Source organism: Leclercia sp. EC_58 (genome assembly GCF_019584355.1).
GTDB lineage: Bacteria > Pseudomonadota > Gammaproteobacteria > Enterobacterales > Enterobacteriaceae > Enterobacter.
On the sequence record NZ_VDAM01000001.1, the window covers coordinates 3,132,805 to 3,150,659 of the forward strand.

General features: G+C 57.2%; 13 protein-coding genes, 2 tRNA genes and 4 pseudogenes. 10 read left to right on the top strand and 9 right to left on the bottom strand.

Annotation, left to right across the window (positions count from 1 at the left end):
- Nucleotides 1-13: 13 nt before the first annotated feature.
- Nucleotides 14-1,558 (top strand): MFS transporter, encoded by a 1,545-nt coding sequence (locus FHC51_RS15425; protein WP_220435962.1) that lies wholly within the window; start codon nucleotides 14-16, stop codon nucleotides 1,556-1,558.
- 227 nt (nucleotides 1,559-1,785) lie between these two features.
- The gene (locus FHC51_RS15430) at nucleotides 1,786-3,246 is read left to right on the top strand and encodes a mannitol dehydrogenase family protein (protein ID WP_220435963.1); all 1,461 of its coding nucleotides are present in this window, start codon (nucleotides 1,786-1,788) and stop codon (nucleotides 3,244-3,246) included.
- Nucleotides 3,247-3,285: 39 nt separating this feature from the next.
- On the opposite strand, the gene FHC51_RS15435 is transcribed toward FHC51_RS15430, so the two are convergent.
- A complete protein-coding gene (locus FHC51_RS15435) occupies nucleotides 3,286-3,972 on the bottom strand; it encodes a GntR family transcriptional regulator (RefSeq protein WP_103824467.1) in 687 nt (228 codons plus the stop codon).
- 91 nt (nucleotides 3,973-4,063) lie between these two features.
- Nucleotides 4,064-4,810, bottom strand: a complete 747-nt coding sequence (gene ydfG, locus FHC51_RS15440) for a bifunctional NADP-dependent 3-hydroxy acid dehydrogenase/3-hydroxypropionate dehydrogenase YdfG (RefSeq protein WP_114315029.1) — start codon at nucleotides 4,808-4,810, stop codon at nucleotides 4,064-4,066.
- Between the two features lie 153 nt (nucleotides 4,811-4,963).
- Here ydfG and dcp point away from each other — a divergent pair, with 153 nt between their 5' ends.
- The gene (gene dcp, locus FHC51_RS15445; RefSeq protein ID WP_220435964.1) at nucleotides 4,964-7,009 is read left to right on the top strand and encodes a peptidyl-dipeptidase Dcp; all 2,046 of its coding nucleotides are present in this window, start codon (nucleotides 4,964-4,966) and stop codon (nucleotides 7,007-7,009) included.
- Nucleotides 7,010-7,149: 140 nt separating this feature from the next.
- On the opposite strand, the pseudogene FHC51_RS22965 reads toward dcp, so the two are convergent.
- Nucleotides 7,150-7,266 (bottom strand): annotated as a pseudogene (locus FHC51_RS22965) (integrase); the annotation flags it as partial.
- Here FHC51_RS22965 and FHC51_RS15450 point away from each other — a divergent pair.
- Nucleotides 7,264-7,725: pseudogene (locus tag FHC51_RS15450) on the top strand (glycoside hydrolase family 108 protein); the annotation flags it as partial. The pseudogenes FHC51_RS22965 and FHC51_RS15450 sit on opposite strands and share 3 nt — an antisense overlap.
- On the top strand, nucleotides 7,722-7,991 hold the full coding sequence (locus FHC51_RS15455) for a hypothetical protein (protein ID WP_220435965.1): 270 nt from the start codon (nucleotides 7,722-7,724) through the stop codon (nucleotides 7,989-7,991). The pseudogene FHC51_RS15450 and the gene FHC51_RS15455, both read left to right, overlap by 4 nt.
- 487 nt (nucleotides 7,992-8,478) lie before the next feature.
- Here FHC51_RS15455 and FHC51_RS15460 read toward each other — a convergent pair.
- Nucleotides 8,479-8,577 (bottom strand): annotated as a pseudogene (locus tag FHC51_RS15460) (IS1 family transposase); the annotation flags it as partial.
- Between FHC51_RS15460 and FHC51_RS15465 the strand changes: the two are divergent.
- The 4 genes and pseudogenes from FHC51_RS15465 to FHC51_RS15480 all read left to right on the top strand — a co-directional run.
- Nucleotides 8,576-8,674, top strand: a pseudogene (locus FHC51_RS15465) (IS1 family transposase); the annotation flags it as partial. The pseudogenes FHC51_RS15460 and FHC51_RS15465 overlap by 2 nt on opposite strands.
- 93 nt (nucleotides 8,675-8,767) lie before the next feature.
- A complete protein-coding gene (locus FHC51_RS23170; RefSeq protein ID WP_309236341.1) occupies nucleotides 8,768-9,604 on the top strand; it encodes an ester cyclase in 837 nt (278 codons plus the stop codon).
- The gene (gene hisD / locus FHC51_RS15475) at nucleotides 9,604-10,914 is read left to right on the top strand and encodes a histidinol dehydrogenase (protein WP_255584885.1); all 1,311 of its coding nucleotides are present in this window, start codon (nucleotides 9,604-9,606) and stop codon (nucleotides 10,912-10,914) included. Before FHC51_RS23170 ends, hisD begins: the two co-directional genes overlap by 1 nt.
- Before the next feature lie 58 nt (nucleotides 10,915-10,972).
- Nucleotides 10,973-12,286, top strand: coding sequence for an amidase family protein (locus FHC51_RS15480; RefSeq protein ID WP_220435966.1), 1,314 nt, complete (start codon nucleotides 10,973-10,975; stop codon nucleotides 12,284-12,286).
- Here the strand turns inward: FHC51_RS15480 and FHC51_RS15485 are convergent.
- The 4 genes from FHC51_RS15485 to mdtK form a co-directional block, all read right to left on the bottom strand.
- The gene (locus tag FHC51_RS15485) at nucleotides 12,273-13,883 is read right to left on the bottom strand and encodes an FAD-NAD(P)-binding protein (protein ID WP_220435967.1); all 1,611 of its coding nucleotides are present in this window, start codon (nucleotides 13,881-13,883) and stop codon (nucleotides 12,273-12,275) included. The genes FHC51_RS15480 and FHC51_RS15485 overlap by 14 nt on opposite strands.
- A gap of 149 nt (nucleotides 13,884-14,032) precedes the next feature.
- A tRNA-Val gene (locus FHC51_RS15490) sits at nucleotides 14,033-14,109 on the bottom strand.
- Nucleotides 14,110-14,113: 4 nt separating this feature from the next.
- Nucleotides 14,114-14,190 (bottom strand) — tRNA-Val (locus tag FHC51_RS15495).
- Between the two features lie 151 nt (nucleotides 14,191-14,341).
- On the bottom strand, nucleotides 14,342-15,715 hold the full coding sequence (gene mdtK, locus FHC51_RS15500; protein ID WP_220435968.1) for an MdtK family multidrug efflux MATE transporter: 1,374 nt from the start codon (nucleotides 15,713-15,715) through the stop codon (nucleotides 14,342-14,344).
- A gap of 222 nt (nucleotides 15,716-15,937) precedes the next feature.
- Here mdtK and FHC51_RS15505 point away from each other — a divergent pair, with 222 nt between their 5' ends.
- Nucleotides 15,938-16,582 carry a riboflavin synthase subunit alpha gene (locus tag FHC51_RS15505; RefSeq protein ID WP_103823900.1) on the top strand — a complete coding sequence of 215 codons (645 nt, stop codon included), beginning with the start codon at nucleotides 15,938-15,940 and terminating at the stop codon, nucleotides 16,580-16,582.
- Nucleotides 16,583-16,613: 31 nt separating this feature from the next.
- Here FHC51_RS15505 and cfa read toward each other — a convergent pair whose 3' ends face one another.
- Nucleotides 16,614-17,762, bottom strand: a complete 1,149-nt coding sequence (cfa, locus tag FHC51_RS15510) for a cyclopropane fatty acyl phospholipid synthase (RefSeq protein ID WP_103823901.1) — start codon at nucleotides 17,760-17,762, stop codon at nucleotides 16,614-16,616.
- Nucleotides 17,763-17,855 lie beyond the last annotated feature (93 nt).

Sequence of the window (17,855 nt, forward strand, 5' to 3'; positions counted from 1 at the left end):
GTAAGGAAACTGTATGTCTCGTGCAAAGAAAAACGTCACCATTCCGGTGAGTATTGGATATGGCCTGACCGATATTATGGGTGGCGGCGCGTTTACCGTAATTGGCGCATGGCTGTTATTTTTCTACACCACCTTTGTTGGCTTATCGCCAATTGAAGCGGCCTCGATCGTCGCCATTGCCCGTATTGTTGATGCGGTGGTCAGTTTATTTATGGGCAGCTTAACGGACCACTTTTATAAAAACTATTTTGGCAAGAAATTTGGCCGTCGGCGGTTTTTCCTGCTGATTGGTGCGCCGTTGATGCTGGTCTATGCCTTACTGTGGCTCGATGGCATGAGTTACGCCTTTTATCTGGCGGTCTATCTCGCCTTTGAGATCATCGCCGCAATGGTCCTCATCCCCTGGGAAACCTTGCCTTCCGAAATGACCAAAGAGTTTAATGGCCGCACTAAACTCTCAACCTGCCGGATGTTTATGTCGGCGTCCGGCACCTTTCTGGCGACCTTTATTCCTGGACTGCTGATTGGCTATTTTGGCGAGCAGAACGCCAGCGCCTATCTGATTAATGGCGTGATTTTCGCCGTGCTGTTTATGATCTGCGTCTTTATCTCATGGAAAGTAACATGGGAGCGGGAGCTCACCCCGCAGATGCAGGCGGAACTGGAAAAGTCAGCTATGCCTGGCAGCCTGTCTGATAAACTGCGCGCCATTATCGACCTGTTTAAATCCTACGCCTCGACGCTGAAAATCCGCGCCTTCAGAAAGCATCTGGCGATTTATCTCCTGTCGTTTACCGGCAAAGATGTCTATAACACCGTGTTCGTCTTCTTCTGCGTCTACTGCCTTAACGTCTCGTCATCGCTGGCGGGAAGTCTGCTGTCGATGAGTATCGTGGGCTTGCCGGTAACGCTTATTGCAGGGCTTGGGATCATCAAATATGGCCCGGCCCGGCTCTATGTCTTCGCCTATGCCCTGATGATGCTCTGTCTGGCCGGTTTCCTGGCGGTCTATCAGATCCCGTCGCTGAATACCGTTGCCACGCTCTTCATCCTCGCCGGACTCTATCAGGTGGGCCGCTGTGTGCTGGAGTTCACCCCGTGGAACGTGTTCCCGTTCATTCCTGATATTGACGAAATGGTCAGCCGCCAGCGCCGGGAAGGGCTGTTCGCTGCCGTCATGACTTTCTCCCGTAAAACCACTGTGGCCATCGCCACCTTTGTGGTCGGCTTGCTGCTGCAAAGCGGTGGTTTCGTGAAGGGGAGCCAGGTTCAGCCGCCGGAAGCGATTCATACGATCGCCATGCTGATGTTTATCGGTACCGCCGGGCTGCTGATGCTGGCCCTCTGGCAGGCGCTGACGTTCCGTCTGAATAAACAGACACACCAGATCTTCGTGGAAGAGGTCGAACGCCTTCGCGCCAACGGCGCCAAAACGGCGGTTGATCCTGATGTTCGACGTATCGTGGAAGATCTGACGGGCTATGACTATGACAGCCTCTGGACGGAAGCGGCTCCAGCATCAGTGATGCCAAAAGAGAGAGCCACAACCGTGGGTTGAGTGGTTCACAACCTTGCGGTTTATAGAGAATGTTGTCACACAACTTTGTATTGATGTCACACCAGATGGTGAAAAGTTAACGTAAATCAATATCGATGTATCAACAATCAGTATGGTTAACGGCAGAGAATTTTTATGCCACCTACCATTCTAGTTGGGTTAGTAAGCCGGGTCAGGGAGTCAAGCCGGCCCGGATTCATCGCTTAATCACATTAACGAGTACTATCATGAATAATCCGTTATTACAGGCGCAAGCTACGATTCCTCACTACAACCGGGATAACCTGCAATCACGCATCGTGCACCTGGGATTTGGTGCCTTCCACCGCGCGCATCAGGCGGTTTATAGCGATATCCTCGCCGCCGAACACGGCAGTGACTGGGGCTATTGCGAAGTCAATCTGATCGGCGGTGAGCAGCAGATAGCCGATCTGAAAGCCCAGGATAATCTCTATACCGTTGCTGAAATGTCCGCGGATGCATGGACAGCGCGGGTCGTTGGCGTGGTGAAAAAGGCGCTGCATGCGCAGGTGGATGGTCTTGAAGCGGTGCTGTCCGCCCTGTGTGAACCGCAGGTGGCGATCGTCTCATTAACCATCACCGAAAAAGGGTACTGCCACGCCCCGGCGACCGGGCAGCTGATGCTGGATCATCCAATGATCGCCGCCGATCTGCAGAATCCTCATCAACCTGTTTCCGCTGTAGGCGTGGTGGTGGAAGCGCTGGCGCGACGTAAAAACGCCGGGCTGCCAGCCTTCACCGTGATGTCCTGCGACAATATGCCGGAGAACGGCCACGTCATGCGCAACGTTACCTGCGCCTATGCCCGCGCGGTCAACGCTGAGCTGGCGGAGTGGATCGAAGCCAACGTCACTTTCCCGTCAACCATGGTCGACCGTATTGTGCCTGCCGTGACTGCCGATACTCTGAACAAAATCGAAGAGATTACCGGCGTACGCGATCCGGCGGGTGTGGCCTGCGAGCCGTTCCGCCAGTGGGTGATTGAAGACAACTTTGTTGCGGGTCGTCCGGCGTGGGAAAAAGCCGGGGCCGAGCTGGTGGCGGATGTTATTCCGTTTGAAGAGATGAAGCTGCGCATGCTGAACGGCAGCCACTCCTTCCTGGCGTATCTGGGCTATCTGGTGGGTTATCAACACATCAACGACTGCATGGAAGACGCGAACTACAAGCGCGCCGCCCATGCGCTGATGTTAAACGAGCAGGCGCCGACGCTGAAAGTGACTGGTGTGGATCTGGGGCGTTATGCCGATCTGCTGATCGACCGTTATAGCAACCCGGCGCTGCGCCACCGGACCTGGCAGATCGCGATGGATGGCAGTCAGAAGCTGCCGCAGCGTATACTCGACTCCGTGCGCTGGCACCGGGTGCATCAGAAGCCATTCCCGTTACTGGCGCTGGGGATTGCGGGCTGGATGCGTTATGTCGGCGGCGTGGATGAGCGCTGCGAGGCCATCGAGGTATGCGATCCGCTGCTGTCGGTGATCCAGTCGGCGGTAAACGGCAGTGCTGAAGGGGCATCCCGCGTGAAGGCACTGATGGGTATCGAGGCGATCTTTGGTAAGGAACTGCCGCAGGATGCGACCTTTGTCGAGGCGGTAACCGCGGCGTATCAAATGTTGCTGGAGAAGGGGGCGAAAGCCGCGGTGGCCCACTATATCGCGGGATAACTCTGCCGAATGCCGCCGCCATGGCGGCATTCATTTTGGCTACTCTTCGCTAAACCAGTCACTATTTTCCTGACGAATTAACTGTACTGACTCGCCAATTTCCTGCAGATGCAGGGTCATCGCTTTTTCTACCGCATCGGCGTCACGCTTTTCCAGGGCATGGAAAATATCCAGATGCTGGCGCAGCAGCATCTCTGGCGGCGATACGTGATTAAGGCTCATGTAACGCACCCGGTCCATGGTCGCCTTGATGTTCTCAATAGTGTCCCACGCCAGCTGACAGCCAGCAATTTGCGCCAGCTTCTGATGAAATTCATCGTCGAGCAGGAAGAAGTCATTCAGCTGTTTACGCTCAATGGCGATACGCTGCTGATGCAGATTCTGCTCCAGCTGATAGCACTGATGATCGTCGACCAGGCTTGCCGCGCGACGGACGACGGCGCACTCGATGGCCTGGCGGACAAAACAGCCGTTTTGCACCTGACTGAGGGAGATCTTATTGACGTAGCTGCCGCGCTGGGGGCGGATCTGAATCAGGCCATTTTCCGCCAGCTTGATAAAGGCTTCGCGAACCGGCTGCCGGGAGACATCAAAACGTACCGACACCTCTTTTTCTGATAAAGGGGTTCCCGGCGGGATCAGACAATGCACGATGTCGCTGCGCAAAATACGATAAATTTGCTGATTTACGGGTTGTGTCGGATTAAGTTGCGATTCAGCGGCCATTCGATGTGATTTCTCAGAGGGTTAACCCGGAAATACTACCATTCTTTTACCCGGTATCCCAGACCCGGCCCGCAGGCCGGGCGGGGAAAGATCATCCGCGATGGACGCTCAGGCCAGCAAAGCTCTGCGTCACTGGCATCATCTCAACGGTGTTGATGTTGACGTGCTTCGGCAGCGTGGCTACCCACCAGACAGCTTCGGTGACATCATCCGGGGTCAGCGCAGTGGTGTTCTCATAGGTTTTGTCCGCTTTCGCATCATCGCCCTTAAAGCGAACATTGGAGAACTCTGTACCGCCCACCAGACCCGGCTCGATATCCGTTACGCGGATAGCGGTGCCGTGCAGATCGGTGCGCAGGTTCAGGCTGAACTGGCGTACAAAGGCTTTGGTCGCGCCATAGACGTTGCCGCCGGCATAGGGCCAGCTACCGGCGGTCGAGCCGATATTGATCACATGACCGCGGTTGCGCTCCACCATGCCGGGCAGTACGGCGCGGGTCATATAGACCAGGCCTTTGTTGTTGGTGTCGATCATCGTTTCCCAGTCTTCCACACTGGCTTTGTGTGCGGGCTCAAGACCCAGCGCCAGCCCGGCGTTGTTGACCAGCACGTCGATGTCACGCCATTCCGCTGGCAGATTGGCAATCATCTCTTCAATGGATGCGCGGTTACGCACGTCCAGCTGGGCGGTCAGAATGCTGTCGCCGAGCTCCTCTTTCAGCTCCTGCAGACGCTCCTGACGGCGGCCTGTTGCAATCACTTTATGGCCGTTTGCGACGAAGCGACGCGTAATGCTTTCACCAAATCCAGCTGTCGCCCCGGTAACTAAAATAATCATGTCACTGTTCCTCAACGCTTTTTGTGTAGTACTACCATAGCATGTGATCTGACGCAGAGTAAGGCGACTTTTTAGCCCCTTCAGGTGACAGAGATTGCAGTGGCTGCCGGGCTGGCCTACTCTGGTGAAATTTACCGTATTCAGGAGTCTGATATGTCTGGCACCAACCCGTTTTTCACAAGCAGCACGCTGCCGTACCAGGCACCGCATTTTGATTTGATCCGCGACGAACATTATCGTCCGGCCTTTGACGAAGCCATTCGCCAGAAGCGCAAGGAGATCGCGGCGATAGCTGGCTCCGCGGATGCGCCTGATTTTGCCAATACCGTCCTGGCGCTGGAGAAAAGCGGCGAGCTGCTGAGCCGGGTGAGCAACGTCTTCTTTGCCATGACCTCGGCGCACACCAATGACTACCTGCAGCAGCTGGAAGAGGCGATTTCCACCGAACTGGCGGCGCTCTCTAACGATATCTGGCTGAATGACGCGCTCTTCGCCCGGGTGGACGCCATATACAATGACCGCCAGACGATGGCGCCGGATGCCGAGTCCCTGCGGCTGATTGAGGAGCTGCATCAGCGCTTTATTCTGGCTGGTGCCCGGCTGGGCGAGGCGGAAAAGCAGGCCCTGAAAGCGCTTAATACCGAATCCGCCGCGCTAACCAGCCAGTTTAACCAGCGTCTGCTGGCGGCAGACAAGGCGGGTGGGCTGCTGGTGGATTATCAGCATCAACTGGATGGCCTGAGCCCGGCGGAACAGGCCGCGGCTGCCGAGGCCGCAGCGGAGAAGGGTCTCAACGAGCGCTGGCTCATTCCGCTGCTGAACACCACGCAACAGCCGGCCCTGCAACAGCTACGCGATCGTCAGACCAGGGAAAACCTCTTCAAAGCGGGTTGGCTGCGCACGCAAAAAAACGATGCCAACGATACCCGTGAGGTGGTCGCACGTCTGGTGGCGCTCCGTGCGCGTCAGGCTGAACTGCTGGGCTATGACAGCTACGCCAGCTGGAAAATTGCCGATCAGATGGCGAAAACCCCCGACGCTGCGCTGCAGTTTATGCGGGGTATCGTTCCTGCTGCGCGCGGTCGCGCCCTGCAGGAGCAGGCTGACATTCAGAAAGTGATCGATGAAGAGCAGGGCCATTTTCAGGTTCAGGCCTGGGACTGGGCCTTTTACGCTGAACGCGTGCGTCTGGCGAAGTACGCTCTGGATGAATCACAGGTTAAACCCTATTTTGCTCTCGACAGGGTGCTGACCGACGGCGTCTTCTGGGCGGCGACTCAGCTTTTCGGCATTACGTTTGCCGAGCGCAAGGATATCCCTGTCTACCACCCTGATGTGCGAGTCTGGGAGATTTTCGATCATCACGGAGAAGGGATGGCGCTCTTTTACGGTGACTTCTTCGCCCGCGACTCCAAAGGCGGCGGGGCGTGGATGGGTAACTTTATCGAGCAATCCCATGAAGCCGGGACGCGGCCAGTGATCTACAACGTCTGCAACTATCAAAAACCGGCTGAAGGCCAGCCAGCGCTAATCTCGTGGGATGATGTGATCACCCTGTTCCACGAATTTGGCCATACCCTGCACGGCCTGTTTGCCAGCCAGCGTTACGCCACGCTCTCTGGCACCAACACGCCGCGGGATTTCGTGGAGTTCCCGTCACAAATCAATGAACACTGGGCCAGCCATCCCGAGGTCTTTGCCCATTATGCCCGCCATTACGAAACCGGGGAGCCGATGCCCGACGCGCTGCGCGAGAAAATGCTCAGTGCCACCCAGTTTAATAAAGGCTATGACATGACCGAGCTGCTCAGCGCCGCACTGCTGGATATGAACTGGCACGGAATAACCGCCAGCGAAGCGCCAGTAAACGTGGAGGCGTTCGAAGCCGCGGCGCTGGAACGCGAACAGCTGGATCTCCCTGCCGTACCACCGCGCTATCGCAGCAGCTACTTCGCCCATATCTTCGGTGGCGGTTACGCAGCAGGCTATTACGCCTATCTCTGGACGCAAATGCTGGCCGACGACGGCTATCAGTGGTTTGTGGAAGAGGGCGGGCTGACCCGCGAAAACGGGGATAAATTCCGTGAGGCGATTTTGTCGCGCGGGAATAGCACTGATTTAGCTGAACTTTATCGTCAATGGCGCGGGCACGATCCACAGATTGAGCCGATGCTGGTGAACCGCGGATTGAGCGCGTAAGGGCATTTTCAGGCTGGAAAAAGAACCGGGCGTGATACCCGGTTTTTTGCCCGATTTTTTCTTCCCCAAAACTCCTCCCCAAAATGAATCCTTAAATTCTGCGAAATTTGCAGGGGGATACGGCCCAATTATTCACGTAGCTACACCTTCGCTTTCACCCAGTCGAGGCCGCGATCGTTATGATACTGCGCTGTCATCCTGTCTGATGAGTGACCCAGGAGCTGCTGGGTGTTGATGCCTTGTTCCTCATACAGACGAACTGGGGCGTTACCCAGGCGACGGCCCGTGCCCATGGTTATACCGGTGACATGCGCAACCTGACCCGCGAGCAGACTCTGGAAATCCTCGAGGCTGATTACTGGGATGGCCCACGCTTCGACCAGGTTGAAGCTATATCCCCAGTCATCGCCGCCGAACTCTGCGACACCGGCGTGAACATGGAGCCATCGGTACAGGTTAAATGGTTCCAGCGCTGGTTGAACGTATTCAACAATTAACAGCAGTTCTATCCCGACCTGATCGCCGACGGCCGGATTGGCCCGCGCAGCATCAGCGCGCTGAAATCTTTGCTGGCGAAATGCGGCAGTGAAGGGAAGATGGTATTACTCCGGGCACTGAACTGCAGCCAGGGTCAGCGTTATCTCGAGTTGGCAGAGCAGCGCCCAGCTAACGAGTCATTCGCCTATGGCTTGATCCGGGAGCGCGTAAGCCTATGACCAAAATGAAAGCCATCCTGGCTTTTATCGTCACTGCTGCGCTGGTGGCTTTGGGTGCTTTTGGCTTGGGACGCATGCGTGGCCGGGAGAAGGCGGAAGCCAAAGCGGATAAGCAGCGAATCGACGAGAACGCCGCAGCAACTAAAGCAGCTGCAGAACGTCGGGTTGAAGTAACCAAAGAGGCCCGCAATGTTCAGCAGACAGTTAGCCATATGCCTGATGATGTCGATCGTGAGCTACGCGCAAACTGGACCCGCAAAGGTTGAGATAATCGACACCGGCTGTGACTGGGTGAAGCCGATATCGCCACTGAGCATGACTGGGATGTGCTGGATCGGAAGACGAAGAAAGATGTGCTGGCGCATAGCAAAGCATGGCAGGCTAACTGCCATAAGGAGCAATAAAGATGAAGTAGCGAAGCGGATAGCCCGTAGCCGAAAGCCAATGCAGCAGTCATGATGCTGTCCTGAGTCGCCAATGAGCGAGCCTGTGTAGTGACGGGTCAAGATTCTTATATCAAAAAAGCTCCGGTAGAGCAGCGCGAACGCCAGACGTGCACCGGTTATCAGCGGCGATGAAGCGACAGCAATTCAAGGGCATGAACGTGGCCACTCCGGGGATGTGGCAGACATTACAACACTTATCTGCTGGTGGGCTTGATAATGTATCTATAGTTTTTTGTACTTTGGTCGATTAGATTGTGTGGTTACATCTAACGAGGGAAAGCAATGGCTAAGGGGTAATGACTCCAACTTACTGATAGTGTTTTATGTTCAGATAATGCCCGATGACCTTGTCATGCAGCTCCACCGATTTTGAGAACGACAGTGACTTCCGTCCCAGCCTTGCCATGGCAAGGCTGGGACGGAAGTCACTGTCGTTCTCAAAATCGGTGGAGCTGCATGACAAGGTCATCGGGCATTATCTGAACATAAAACACTATCAGTAAGTTGGAGTCATTACCGGATTAATTTACACCCATTATACGCACAACTGCGTCTTATATAACGCGCTGGGTACTCTCTATACCCGCGAGCAGGTGGTGCAGGATACGCTGCAACGCCTGGTGGCCTTCCCGGAGCGCCGCGGCATGGCGACCCAGGTGATCTGGAACGGTAACGACGTGGACGGTTTTTACACCTCGCACCTGGTGACCGGCAGCGGGCGCCATACCCAGTTCAGCCACCTTGGCAAACCGACTAACCGAACGTTCGTCACCCGCACCGTGGCCGACTGCATGATCCACGAGAACAAGATCTATCGCGAGTGGGTGGTGAGCGACAACATGTCGCTGATGAAGCAGCTGGGACTGAACACCGATGAAATCGCCTTTAACATGGCGAAAGAGCAGTTCGACAAGGGCTTTCGCGTTACCGATATCGGTGAAAACGGCCGCATGCTGGGGCAGTATCCGCCGGAGATGGTCTGCGATGTCTCCATCGCCCATACCGACACCGAAGAGCAGTGCCTGCGCTGGATGCACGAAATCTATAACCGCCGGATGCTCGGCAAGATCAAAGAGGTCTACGCGCCGAACGTTCAGTGGCACGGTCCGCTGATGAAAGAACTGTACGGCACAGCGTCGGTGACGCACCAGACTCTGGCCCTGATCGGCATGATCCCTGACGGCGCCTGGCTGCCGCAGCACATCTGCTCCAACCCGTGCGACGAAGGCGGCACGAAAGTAGCGATACGCTGGATCATCGAGGGTCACCACCTGGGCTACGGCGAGCTGGGTAAACCGACCGGTAAACGTCTGTTCGTGATGGGGATGTCTCACTACCACATTATTAACGGCAAAATTGTCGACGAGTGGGTGCTTTACGATCACCTGGCGCTGCTGGCACAAATCAAACTGGGTCAAATGGAGGAAGCATAATGTCTGTACAGTCAATTGTTGACCAGGTGAGCTGGATCAAACGTCCCCAGGGGCAGGATGCGCAGGCCGACAAATCGTTAACCGACACGGTCGGTGGCATTATTGCGCGGGTAAAAGACGAGGGCGACGCGGCCCTGAGAGATTTCTCGCGGCAGTTTGATAAGGTGGTGCCCGCGCAGTTTGAAGTCACGGCCCAGGAGATTGAGACCGCGCTGTGCGAGATGGACCCGCAGACCCGCCGCGACAGCGAGTTTGCCATCGCCCAGGTCAGGCGCTTTGCCGAGGCTCAGCTTGCCACCATGCAGCCGCTGGAGGTGGAAACCCTGCCTGGCGTGCATCTGGGGCACCGGATTATTCCGGTTCAGACGGTGGGGTGTTATGTGCCGGGGGGCCGCTATCCGATCCTCTCCGCGCCGGTGATGTCCATCGTGCCCGCCACGGTTGCCGGATGCGAACAGATCATCGCCTGTCTGCCGCCCGCGGCGCACCCGTCGATGATTGCGGTCTGTCACCTGGCCGGGGCGCACCGGATCTTTAAAATTGGCGGCGCTCAGGCGGTGGCAGCCATGGCCTGGGGAACGGAGAGCGTACCGGCAGTGGATAAAATTGTCGGACCGGGCAACGCCTTTGTGAACGAGGCCAAGCGCCAGGTGTTTGGTAACGTGGGGATTGACGCCCTGGCGGGGCCGAGCGAGATCTTCACCGTCGCCGACGACAGCGCCGATGCGCGCATTATTGCCGCCGATCTGCTGGCGCAGGCCGAGCATGATGTCCACACCCGCGTCGGGCTGGCAACCACCAGCCGGGCAATCGCCGAGGGGGTGCTGTCAGAAATTGAGCGCCAGCTGATGACGCTGCCTACCGCCGCGACCGCGGGCGAAGCCTGGCGTCGTCAGGGAGAAATCGCGGTATGCGACAGCGAAGAGCAGCTGATCGCCTTTGCGGATTATATGGCGACCGAGCATCTGCAGGTCCATACCCGCGACCCGCACAGCACGGCGGCGAAAATCCGCAATTACGGCTCGCTGTTTATCGGCCAGAACGCCAGCGTGGTCTTCTCGGACAAATGTTGCGGCACCAACCACACCTTACCAACCATGGCGGCAGCACGTTACACCGGCGGGCTGTGGGTGGGGGCTTACGTTAAAATCTGTACCCATCAGTGGATCGACGAGCAAGGCATCGCGGCGATTGCGGAACCGGCCATTCGCCAGAGCCGTACCGAGGGGATGCAGGGGCACCGTCGCGCCGCGGAGATCCGTCTGCATCCGGAAGCGCTGGATGCCATCACCTCCGGGCTGCGGGACTGATTGCAACGGGAGGTCAGCGCGCTGCGCTGGCCCCCGGCATGACTGTGAAGAGGACAATATGCAAAAGAGTCGGTTGATTCCCCCCAGGGATGCCCCCGAAGAGATAGCCCGACGGCTGGCAATCATCGCCGGGCAGCCGCAGCTGAACGCAATCCTCGGCATCAACCCGGAGGCGCAGGCCCAGGCGCACATCTGCCAGTCGCTGCGGCGTCGCGGCCAGTTGCTGGGGCCGCTACACGGCGTGCCGCTGATCGTCAAAGATAATATCGCCTGCACCGGACTGCCGATAACGGCAGGGTGTCAGGCCCTGGCCGCGCTTCGGTCCACAGGGGATGCGCTGGTGGTGCGCCGTCTGCGGGCTGCCGGGGCGATAATTCTGGCCCGGGCCAATATGTCCGAGTTTGCCTTCGACGTCCGCTCCCGCAGCTCCCTTGGCGGCGATGTACATCATCCGCTTTTCCCAGGCATCACGGCAGGCGGCTCCAGCGGCGGCAGCGCGGCGGCGGTGGCGGCAGGGATGGCGGAGGGGGCGTTAGGAACCGATACCGGCGGTTCGATCCGCATCCCGTGCAGCTATACCGGGCTGGTGGGGTTAAGACCGCGGGTGCGCAGGGAGCAGATGGAGGGCATCGCGCCGCTCTCTCTCAGTAAAGACACGGTGGGGCCGATGGTACATAGCGTGCAGGATGCGGCCCTGCTGCACTGGATTATTCACGGCCAGACGCCACGGCCCCTTGAACCCGTTTCGCTGAAAGGGGTGCGTTTTGGAGTGATCCGCACCCTGGAAGGGAGCGATTCGCACCAGAGAGAGGTATGGCATGCCGCCCTCGCGCAGCTTGCGCGTCACGGCGCAACGCTTACGGAAATCGACCTGCCGATACTGCGCGACGTGGAGGGAGCAACCTGCCTGAGCCTGTTCGAATTTCGCGTGGGTTTCGATGCCTGGTTAAAGCGGCAGCCAGGTGCCCCGACGGATCTGCATGCGATTGTGGCATCCGGGCAATTTTTACCGGAGTTTTTGCCGCTGCTGACCCGGATGCTCGCCAGCGACAAACTAAAAACCCCGGCGTGGCGCGCCGAAAGAGAGCTGCGGCGTCGGCTGCGCCACACTCTTGGTCAGGTAGCTGAGCAGGCGGGAGTCGACGCTTACCTTTACCCAACGGTATGCCGTATACCTAACAGCCTGGAGAAGATGCCGCCCGGATGTGCGCCTGAGCTGGCGGCCATCAGCGGTTTCGCCGCGATCACGCTTCCTTGCGGCAGAACGCGCAGCGGCTTTCCCGTGGGGCTGGAAATTCTCTCTCCCGCAGCCGATGAATCTCCGCTGCTGGCGTTGGCCGCCGCCTGCGAAACCGCCTTTACTCCGCCATAAACGGCAACCGCCTGCGCACGCGGGAGGCGGGCTGAACGGCGGCTTTCGCCATCGCTTCGCCGATCTCCGCGCAGGCCACCAGCCCCTGAACAAAGGGACGATCGTGCATCAGATAGGGCAGGGCGCCGAAGGCGATGCGCCCGCGCAGGTACTCCGGTGCCAGCAGGGTGTAATCGTCGCCGACGTCGGGGATATCTTCTCCCGCAGAGACAAGCTGTTCGCGCAGGGAAGGGAACGGCAGGTCTTTGCTTTTCAGCGCTTTTTGCCCGCGGGCATCGATAAAGGTATCAAAGATCCAGCGTTTACCCTCGGCGTGAATGACCGTCCGGTTCCCTTCTGCGGCCAGTTCATACTCATTGCCCAGCGCCTCAATGCTGATGATGCCCGCCTCGCGCAGGGCCAGCAGTCGGCGCACCGACCGTGAGGGGATCGCCGCATAATTGTCGATAAACACCCGCGCCAGCCCCGTTTTGAAACGTTCTCTGTCGGTCTCATCCAGGTAGGGCACAATCTTCTCCACGGCCTCATGCAGCCGCAACACAGTGTAGCGCCACGGCAACGTGCGGCGGTCCCGCTTGTTGCGCTCCACTTCATCCAGATTAGAGACCGCCCAGCGGAACGGGCCATGCTTCTGGCGGTCGGCAAACCAGGCGTCGCGGATGCTGTCGGCGGTGAGGGTGTCCAGGGCGATCGCCTTGCTCCACTGCGGGTCGGCCTGCGTCAGCTCTTCAACCATCAGCCTGAACACCCGGTCGAGCAGGCCGGTGGAGCCCTGCTGGATCGCCGCCTCGATAGCCGTTTCCGTAACCACGCTTAACGGCTCGTAGGGGATAGGACAGTAGAAATCGGCTTCGGGCAGGATGCCAGAGCGGGACATCAGCACAATCTTCAGCGCCTCGCTCTTCTCATCGAGCCGGTAGTGGATCTGCTCGTCATCGGTCTCAATGAATTTGCCATGCTGTACGGCAACGGCCATTGCCGCGTCCAGCCCGCTCAGGGAGGTACCTAAAATGCCCACCTTGCCCGCCCCGATACTGGCCTCCATCAGCCCGGACCAGGGGCTCGGGAAGAAGTCGCGTGGGGAGGTATCTTCGTCCGGCCAGACGTGGCCGGTGGCGATAACGGCCAGCTCGAACTGGTCAGGAGTGAGTTTACCGTCGGTCCAGATGCTCACCCCCTCGGCGCTGGCCAGCAGATCGCTCACCTGACAGGACTCCTGGACGGTGATCTCGAAGCCCTGTTTTCGTGCATGCGCGATGAGCGTCTGGAACTGGTCACGGAAATACTGGCCCAGCAGAATACGCGGCAGGAACTGTCGGTCGTGCAGGGTGGATTTCTGCACGCCGTAGCGCGCAAGATGCGCCTCGCTCTGGGTACGCAGCCACGCAAGGTAGGTCGAGAAGAGGGGCGGGATCTCAATGCTGGCGATATTGGCCAGCATCATGCGCGAGTTATCTTCATCGCTATAGGGCATCCCGACGCCGGCCTCTTCAGCCTGTTCATAAACGGTAACGGAAAGCGGTGTATTCAGTTTCAGAAGAGAAAAGAGGGTATAGATCCCTGTGGGACCTGCTCCGACAATGGCAATCTTTTTCATTGTGTTTACCTGCTGTTTTTTTTACCGAATCCATGGGAAAAATGCTATGCAGGTTAAGTGTGGTAGAAAACGGGTGATGAGCAACTCAGAAACGAAGCGAAAGTGATAAATCAGAGAAGAAGAGGGATTGCACCATTTCAGAACTGAAATGGTGCGTCCGAGTGGACTCGAACCACCGACCCCCACCATGTCAAGGTGGTGCTCTAACCAACTGAGCTACGGACGCAGAATGGTGCGTTCAATTGGACTCGAACCAACGACCCCCACCATGTCAAGGTGGTGCTCTAACCAACTGAGCTATGAACGCATTGTTGTGTGTCACAACGGGGACGGATATTAGCGGCAGTGGTCGCATGAGGCAAGAGGCAAACCGCAATTTTCTTTCAGATTTCACGCGATTGCTCTATTCCCGCGCAAAATGAAGAGAAAGTAGCCGCCCGCAGGCGGCTGGCGGGTGATTAACGTGCAGCGCGTTGCAAAATCACGCTGGATGGCTGGCGCTGTAAAAAACGCATGCGCAGCATCATCATAACGGCGGCGGAGGTCAGACCGATGATAAAGCCCATCCAGAAACCGGCCGGGCCCATACGATCCACCACCAGATCGGTGAGCGCCAGAATATACCCGCTCGGCAGACCCAGCACCCAGTAGGCGATAAAGGTGATAAAGAAGATCGACCGCGTATCTTTATAACCTCGCAGCACGCCGCTGCCGATCACCTGGATTGAATCGGAGAGCTGGTACACGGCCGCGAGCAGCATCAGATGGGAGGCCAGCAGCACCACTTCCGGGTTGTCGTTATAGAGCAGGGCAATCTGCTCGCGCAGCGTGACGGTGAACAGCGCGGTGCAGACGGCCATGCACATGCCTACGCCAATGCCGGTCCGGGCTGCGATTTGCGCATCCAGCGTGGAGCCCTGACCGAGGCGATAACCGACGCGAATGGTCACCGCGGCAGCAAGCGACAGCGGCAGAACAAACATCAGCGAGCTGAAGTTAAGGGCGATCTGGTGCCCGGCCACATCCACAATCCCCAGCGGGGAGACGAGCAGCGCGACCACCGCGAACAGCGTCACCTCGAAGAAGAGCGCCAGCGCGATAGGCAGGCCCAGCTGCACCAGACGTTTGACCACCTCCATGTCCGGCTGGCTGAAACCCGCTTTGTTACGGATATCACGCATGGAGCGGGCACGCTTCACATAAGAGAGCATGCCGAAGAACATCACCCAGTAGACTGCCGCCGTGGCAACGCCGCAGCCGATGCCGCCCAGTTCAGGCATGCCGAAATGACCGTAAATAAAGATGTAGTTCACCGGAATATTGACCAGCAGGCCGATAAAGCCCATCACCATGCCCGGTTTGGTCTTCGCCAGACCTTCGCACTGATTACGCATCACCTGGAAGAATAAATAACCCGGCGTCCCCCAGAGAAGGGCGCGTAAATAGCCGACGGCTTTATCCGCCAGGGCCGGGTCAATATTGCGCATGGCGTGAATAATATAGCCCGCGTTCCATAGCACCAGCATGATCAACATCGAGACCAGACCGGCCAGCCAGAAGCCCTGACGGATCTGATGGGCGATGCGATCCCGCCGCCCGGAGCCGTTCAGCTGGGCAATCACTGGCGTCAAGGCCAGCAGCAGGCCGTGGCCGAAGAGAATAGCCGGTAGCCAGATAGAGGTACCGATGGCTACCGCGGCCATATCGGTGGCGCTGTAACCACCGGCCATAACCGTATCGACGAACCCCATTGAGGTCTGGGCGATTTGCGCGAGTATCACCGGGATTGCCAGAGCTAATAACTGACGCGCTTCACTCATGTACTTCTGCACGTGAACACCTTTGGTTTTGTTGTTATTTGAATGCAAAAAAAGCCGCTGCGAAAAACAGCAAGAAGAAGATGCGGGGAATTCCAGCTATTGTAGCGGGGATAAGCTAATTATCTAGTGAAAAAATCGCCAGAAAAGGTGGGTACTGGCAACCTCTATTTTCAACTGTTATTGTGGTGAGATTAAACGGTGTTAACACCGAAGGAACAAACAGGAGTCGTAAGCATGTTTACTGGTATTGTGCAGGGCACCGCAAAACTGGTGTCCATTGATGAAAAACCCAACTTCCGCACCCATGTCGTCGCCCTGCCGGATGAGATGCTTGATGGGCTGGAGACCGGGGCATCGGTTGCACACAACGGTTGTTGCCTGACGGTGACCGAAATTAACGGTAATCTCATCAGCTTCGATTTAATGAAAGAGACGCTGCGCATTACCAATTTGGGCGACCTGGTTGAGGGCGATATTGTTAACGTGGAGCGCGCCGCGAAATTCAGCGACGAAATTGGCGGGCATTTAATGTCAGGCCATATTATGACCACCGCGGAAATCGCCAAAATCCTCACCTCAGAAAATAATCGTCAAATCTGGTTCAAGGTGCAGGATCCGTCATTGATGAAGTACATCCTCTATAAAGGTTTTATTGGCGTGGATGGCATCAGTCTGACCGTTGGTGAAGTAACGCCTACCCGATTCTGCGTCCACCTGATCCCGGAGACGCTGCAGCGCACCACCCTCGGCAGCAAAAAGCTGGGTCACAAAGTGAATATCGAAATCGATCCGCAAACCCAGGCGGTGGTCGATACCGTGGAGCGCGTACTGGCGGCCAAAGAGGCGGCGGCTATCCAGCAGACGCTCAACGACGCGTGATAAAAAAGACCCCGGCAAGCCGGGGTCTTTTTTAGCGGGCCACCCGCAGACCGTGCTCCACACCGCGGCTGAATACCACCTGCCACAGCTGAATATCACGGGCGCGAAACGCACCGGCACAGGCATTCAGATAGTAGCTGAACATCCGTTTAAATCGTTCAGAATAGTTGTCGGCGATCTCCGGCCAGCTGGCAATGAAGCGCTCATGCCAGGCCATCAGCGTGGTATCGTAATCAGCGCCAAAATTATGCCAGTCCTCCATCACAAAATGGGCTTCGCTGGCGTTGGCAATCTGGCGAACTGAGGGTAAACAGCCATTCGGAAAGATGTACTTGTCTATCCAGGGATCGACGCGATGGTCGGTTTTTCTCGAACCAATGGTATGCAGCAGGAACAGGCCATCCGGCTTCAGGTTACGATCCACCACCTCAAAATAGGTGTTGTAGTTTTTCGGCCCCACGTGCTCAAACATCCCCACCGAGACAATGCGGTCGAACTGATCGTTCAGATCGCGGTAATCCTGCAACAGGATAGTCACATCCAGCCCGGCGCAACGCGCCTGCGCCATGCGTTGCTGTTCCGCTGAAATGGTCACGCCGACTACGCTGACACCATAGTGCTGCGCCATAAACTCTGCCAGACCACCCCAGCCGCAGCCGATATCCAGTACTCGCATACCGGGCTGTAGCTGCAGTTTTTCGCAGATGAGGCGCAGTTTATCCTGCTGCGCCTGCTCAAGCGTGGTGGCCTCTTTCCAGTAACCGCAGGAGTACTGCATCGCCGGATCGAGCATGCGGCTGAACAGGTCGTTGCCAAGATCGTAGTGCTCTTTGCCGACAATCCAGGCGCGCTTTTTACTTTGCAGGTTGAACAGACGGGCAGTGGCAATGCGAAGGGTATCCTTCAGGTGGCTGGGCAGCTGTGATTCCAGACCCGCGCGCAACACCTTGTGGAAAAAGATGTCCAGCCGTTCGCACTCCCACCAGCCGTCCATGTAGCTCTCGCCGAGACCCAGCGAGCCCTGCTTCAGGACGCGTTTAAAAAAATCGGGGTGTTTAATTTGTAGATCGGAGGATGCCGGGCCGTTGATGGTGATACCCGCGCGGCTCAGCAATTCATTGACTATCCGGAACCAGTCATCATTCCGGATGCTGACTTCTTCTATACACGATGAACTCATAGCTTCTCCATCACCTGATGTGATCAGAACCCATAAACAGCGTAGACGCTCTTTATGGAGAGTGAGAAATTTCACGGTGTGACCCGTGAGGCT

What these genes read in the sequence shown, in the direction of transcription:
- FHC51_RS15425 (WP_220435962.1), top strand. Translation starts at nt 14, where the DNA reads ATGTCTCGTGCAAAGAAAAACGTCACCATTCCGGTGAGTATTGGATAT.
- FHC51_RS15430 (WP_220435963.1), top strand. Translation starts at nt 1,786, where the DNA reads ATGAATAATCCGTTATTACAGGCGCAAGCTACGATTCCTCACTACAAC.
- FHC51_RS15435 (WP_103824467.1), bottom strand. Translation starts at nt 3,972, where the DNA reads ATGGCCGCTGAATCGCAACTTAATCCGACACAACCCGTAAATCAGCAA.
- ydfG (WP_114315029.1), bottom strand. Translation starts at nt 4,810, where the DNA reads ATGATTATTTTAGTTACCGGGGCGACAGCTGGATTTGGTGAAAGCATT.
- dcp (WP_220435964.1), top strand. Translation starts at nt 4,964, where the DNA reads ATGTCTGGCACCAACCCGTTTTTCACAAGCAGCACGCTGCCGTACCAG.
- FHC51_RS15455 (WP_220435965.1), top strand. Translation starts at nt 7,722, where the DNA reads ATGACCAAAATGAAAGCCATCCTGGCTTTTATCGTCACTGCTGCGCTG.
- hisD (WP_255584885.1), top strand. Translation starts at nt 9,604, where the DNA reads ATGTCTGTACAGTCAATTGTTGACCAGGTGAGCTGGATCAAACGTCCC.
- FHC51_RS15480 (WP_220435966.1), top strand. Translation starts at nt 10,973, where the DNA reads ATGCAAAAGAGTCGGTTGATTCCCCCCAGGGATGCCCCCGAAGAGATA.
- FHC51_RS15485 (WP_220435967.1), bottom strand. Translation starts at nt 13,883, where the DNA reads ATGAAAAAGATTGCCATTGTCGGAGCAGGTCCCACAGGGATCTATACC.
- FHC51_RS15505 (WP_103823900.1), top strand. Translation starts at nt 15,938, where the DNA reads ATGTTTACTGGTATTGTGCAGGGCACCGCAAAACTGGTGTCCATTGAT.
- cfa (WP_103823901.1), bottom strand. Translation starts at nt 17,762, where the DNA reads ATGAGTTCATCGTGTATAGAAGAAGTCAGCATCCGGAATGATGACTGG.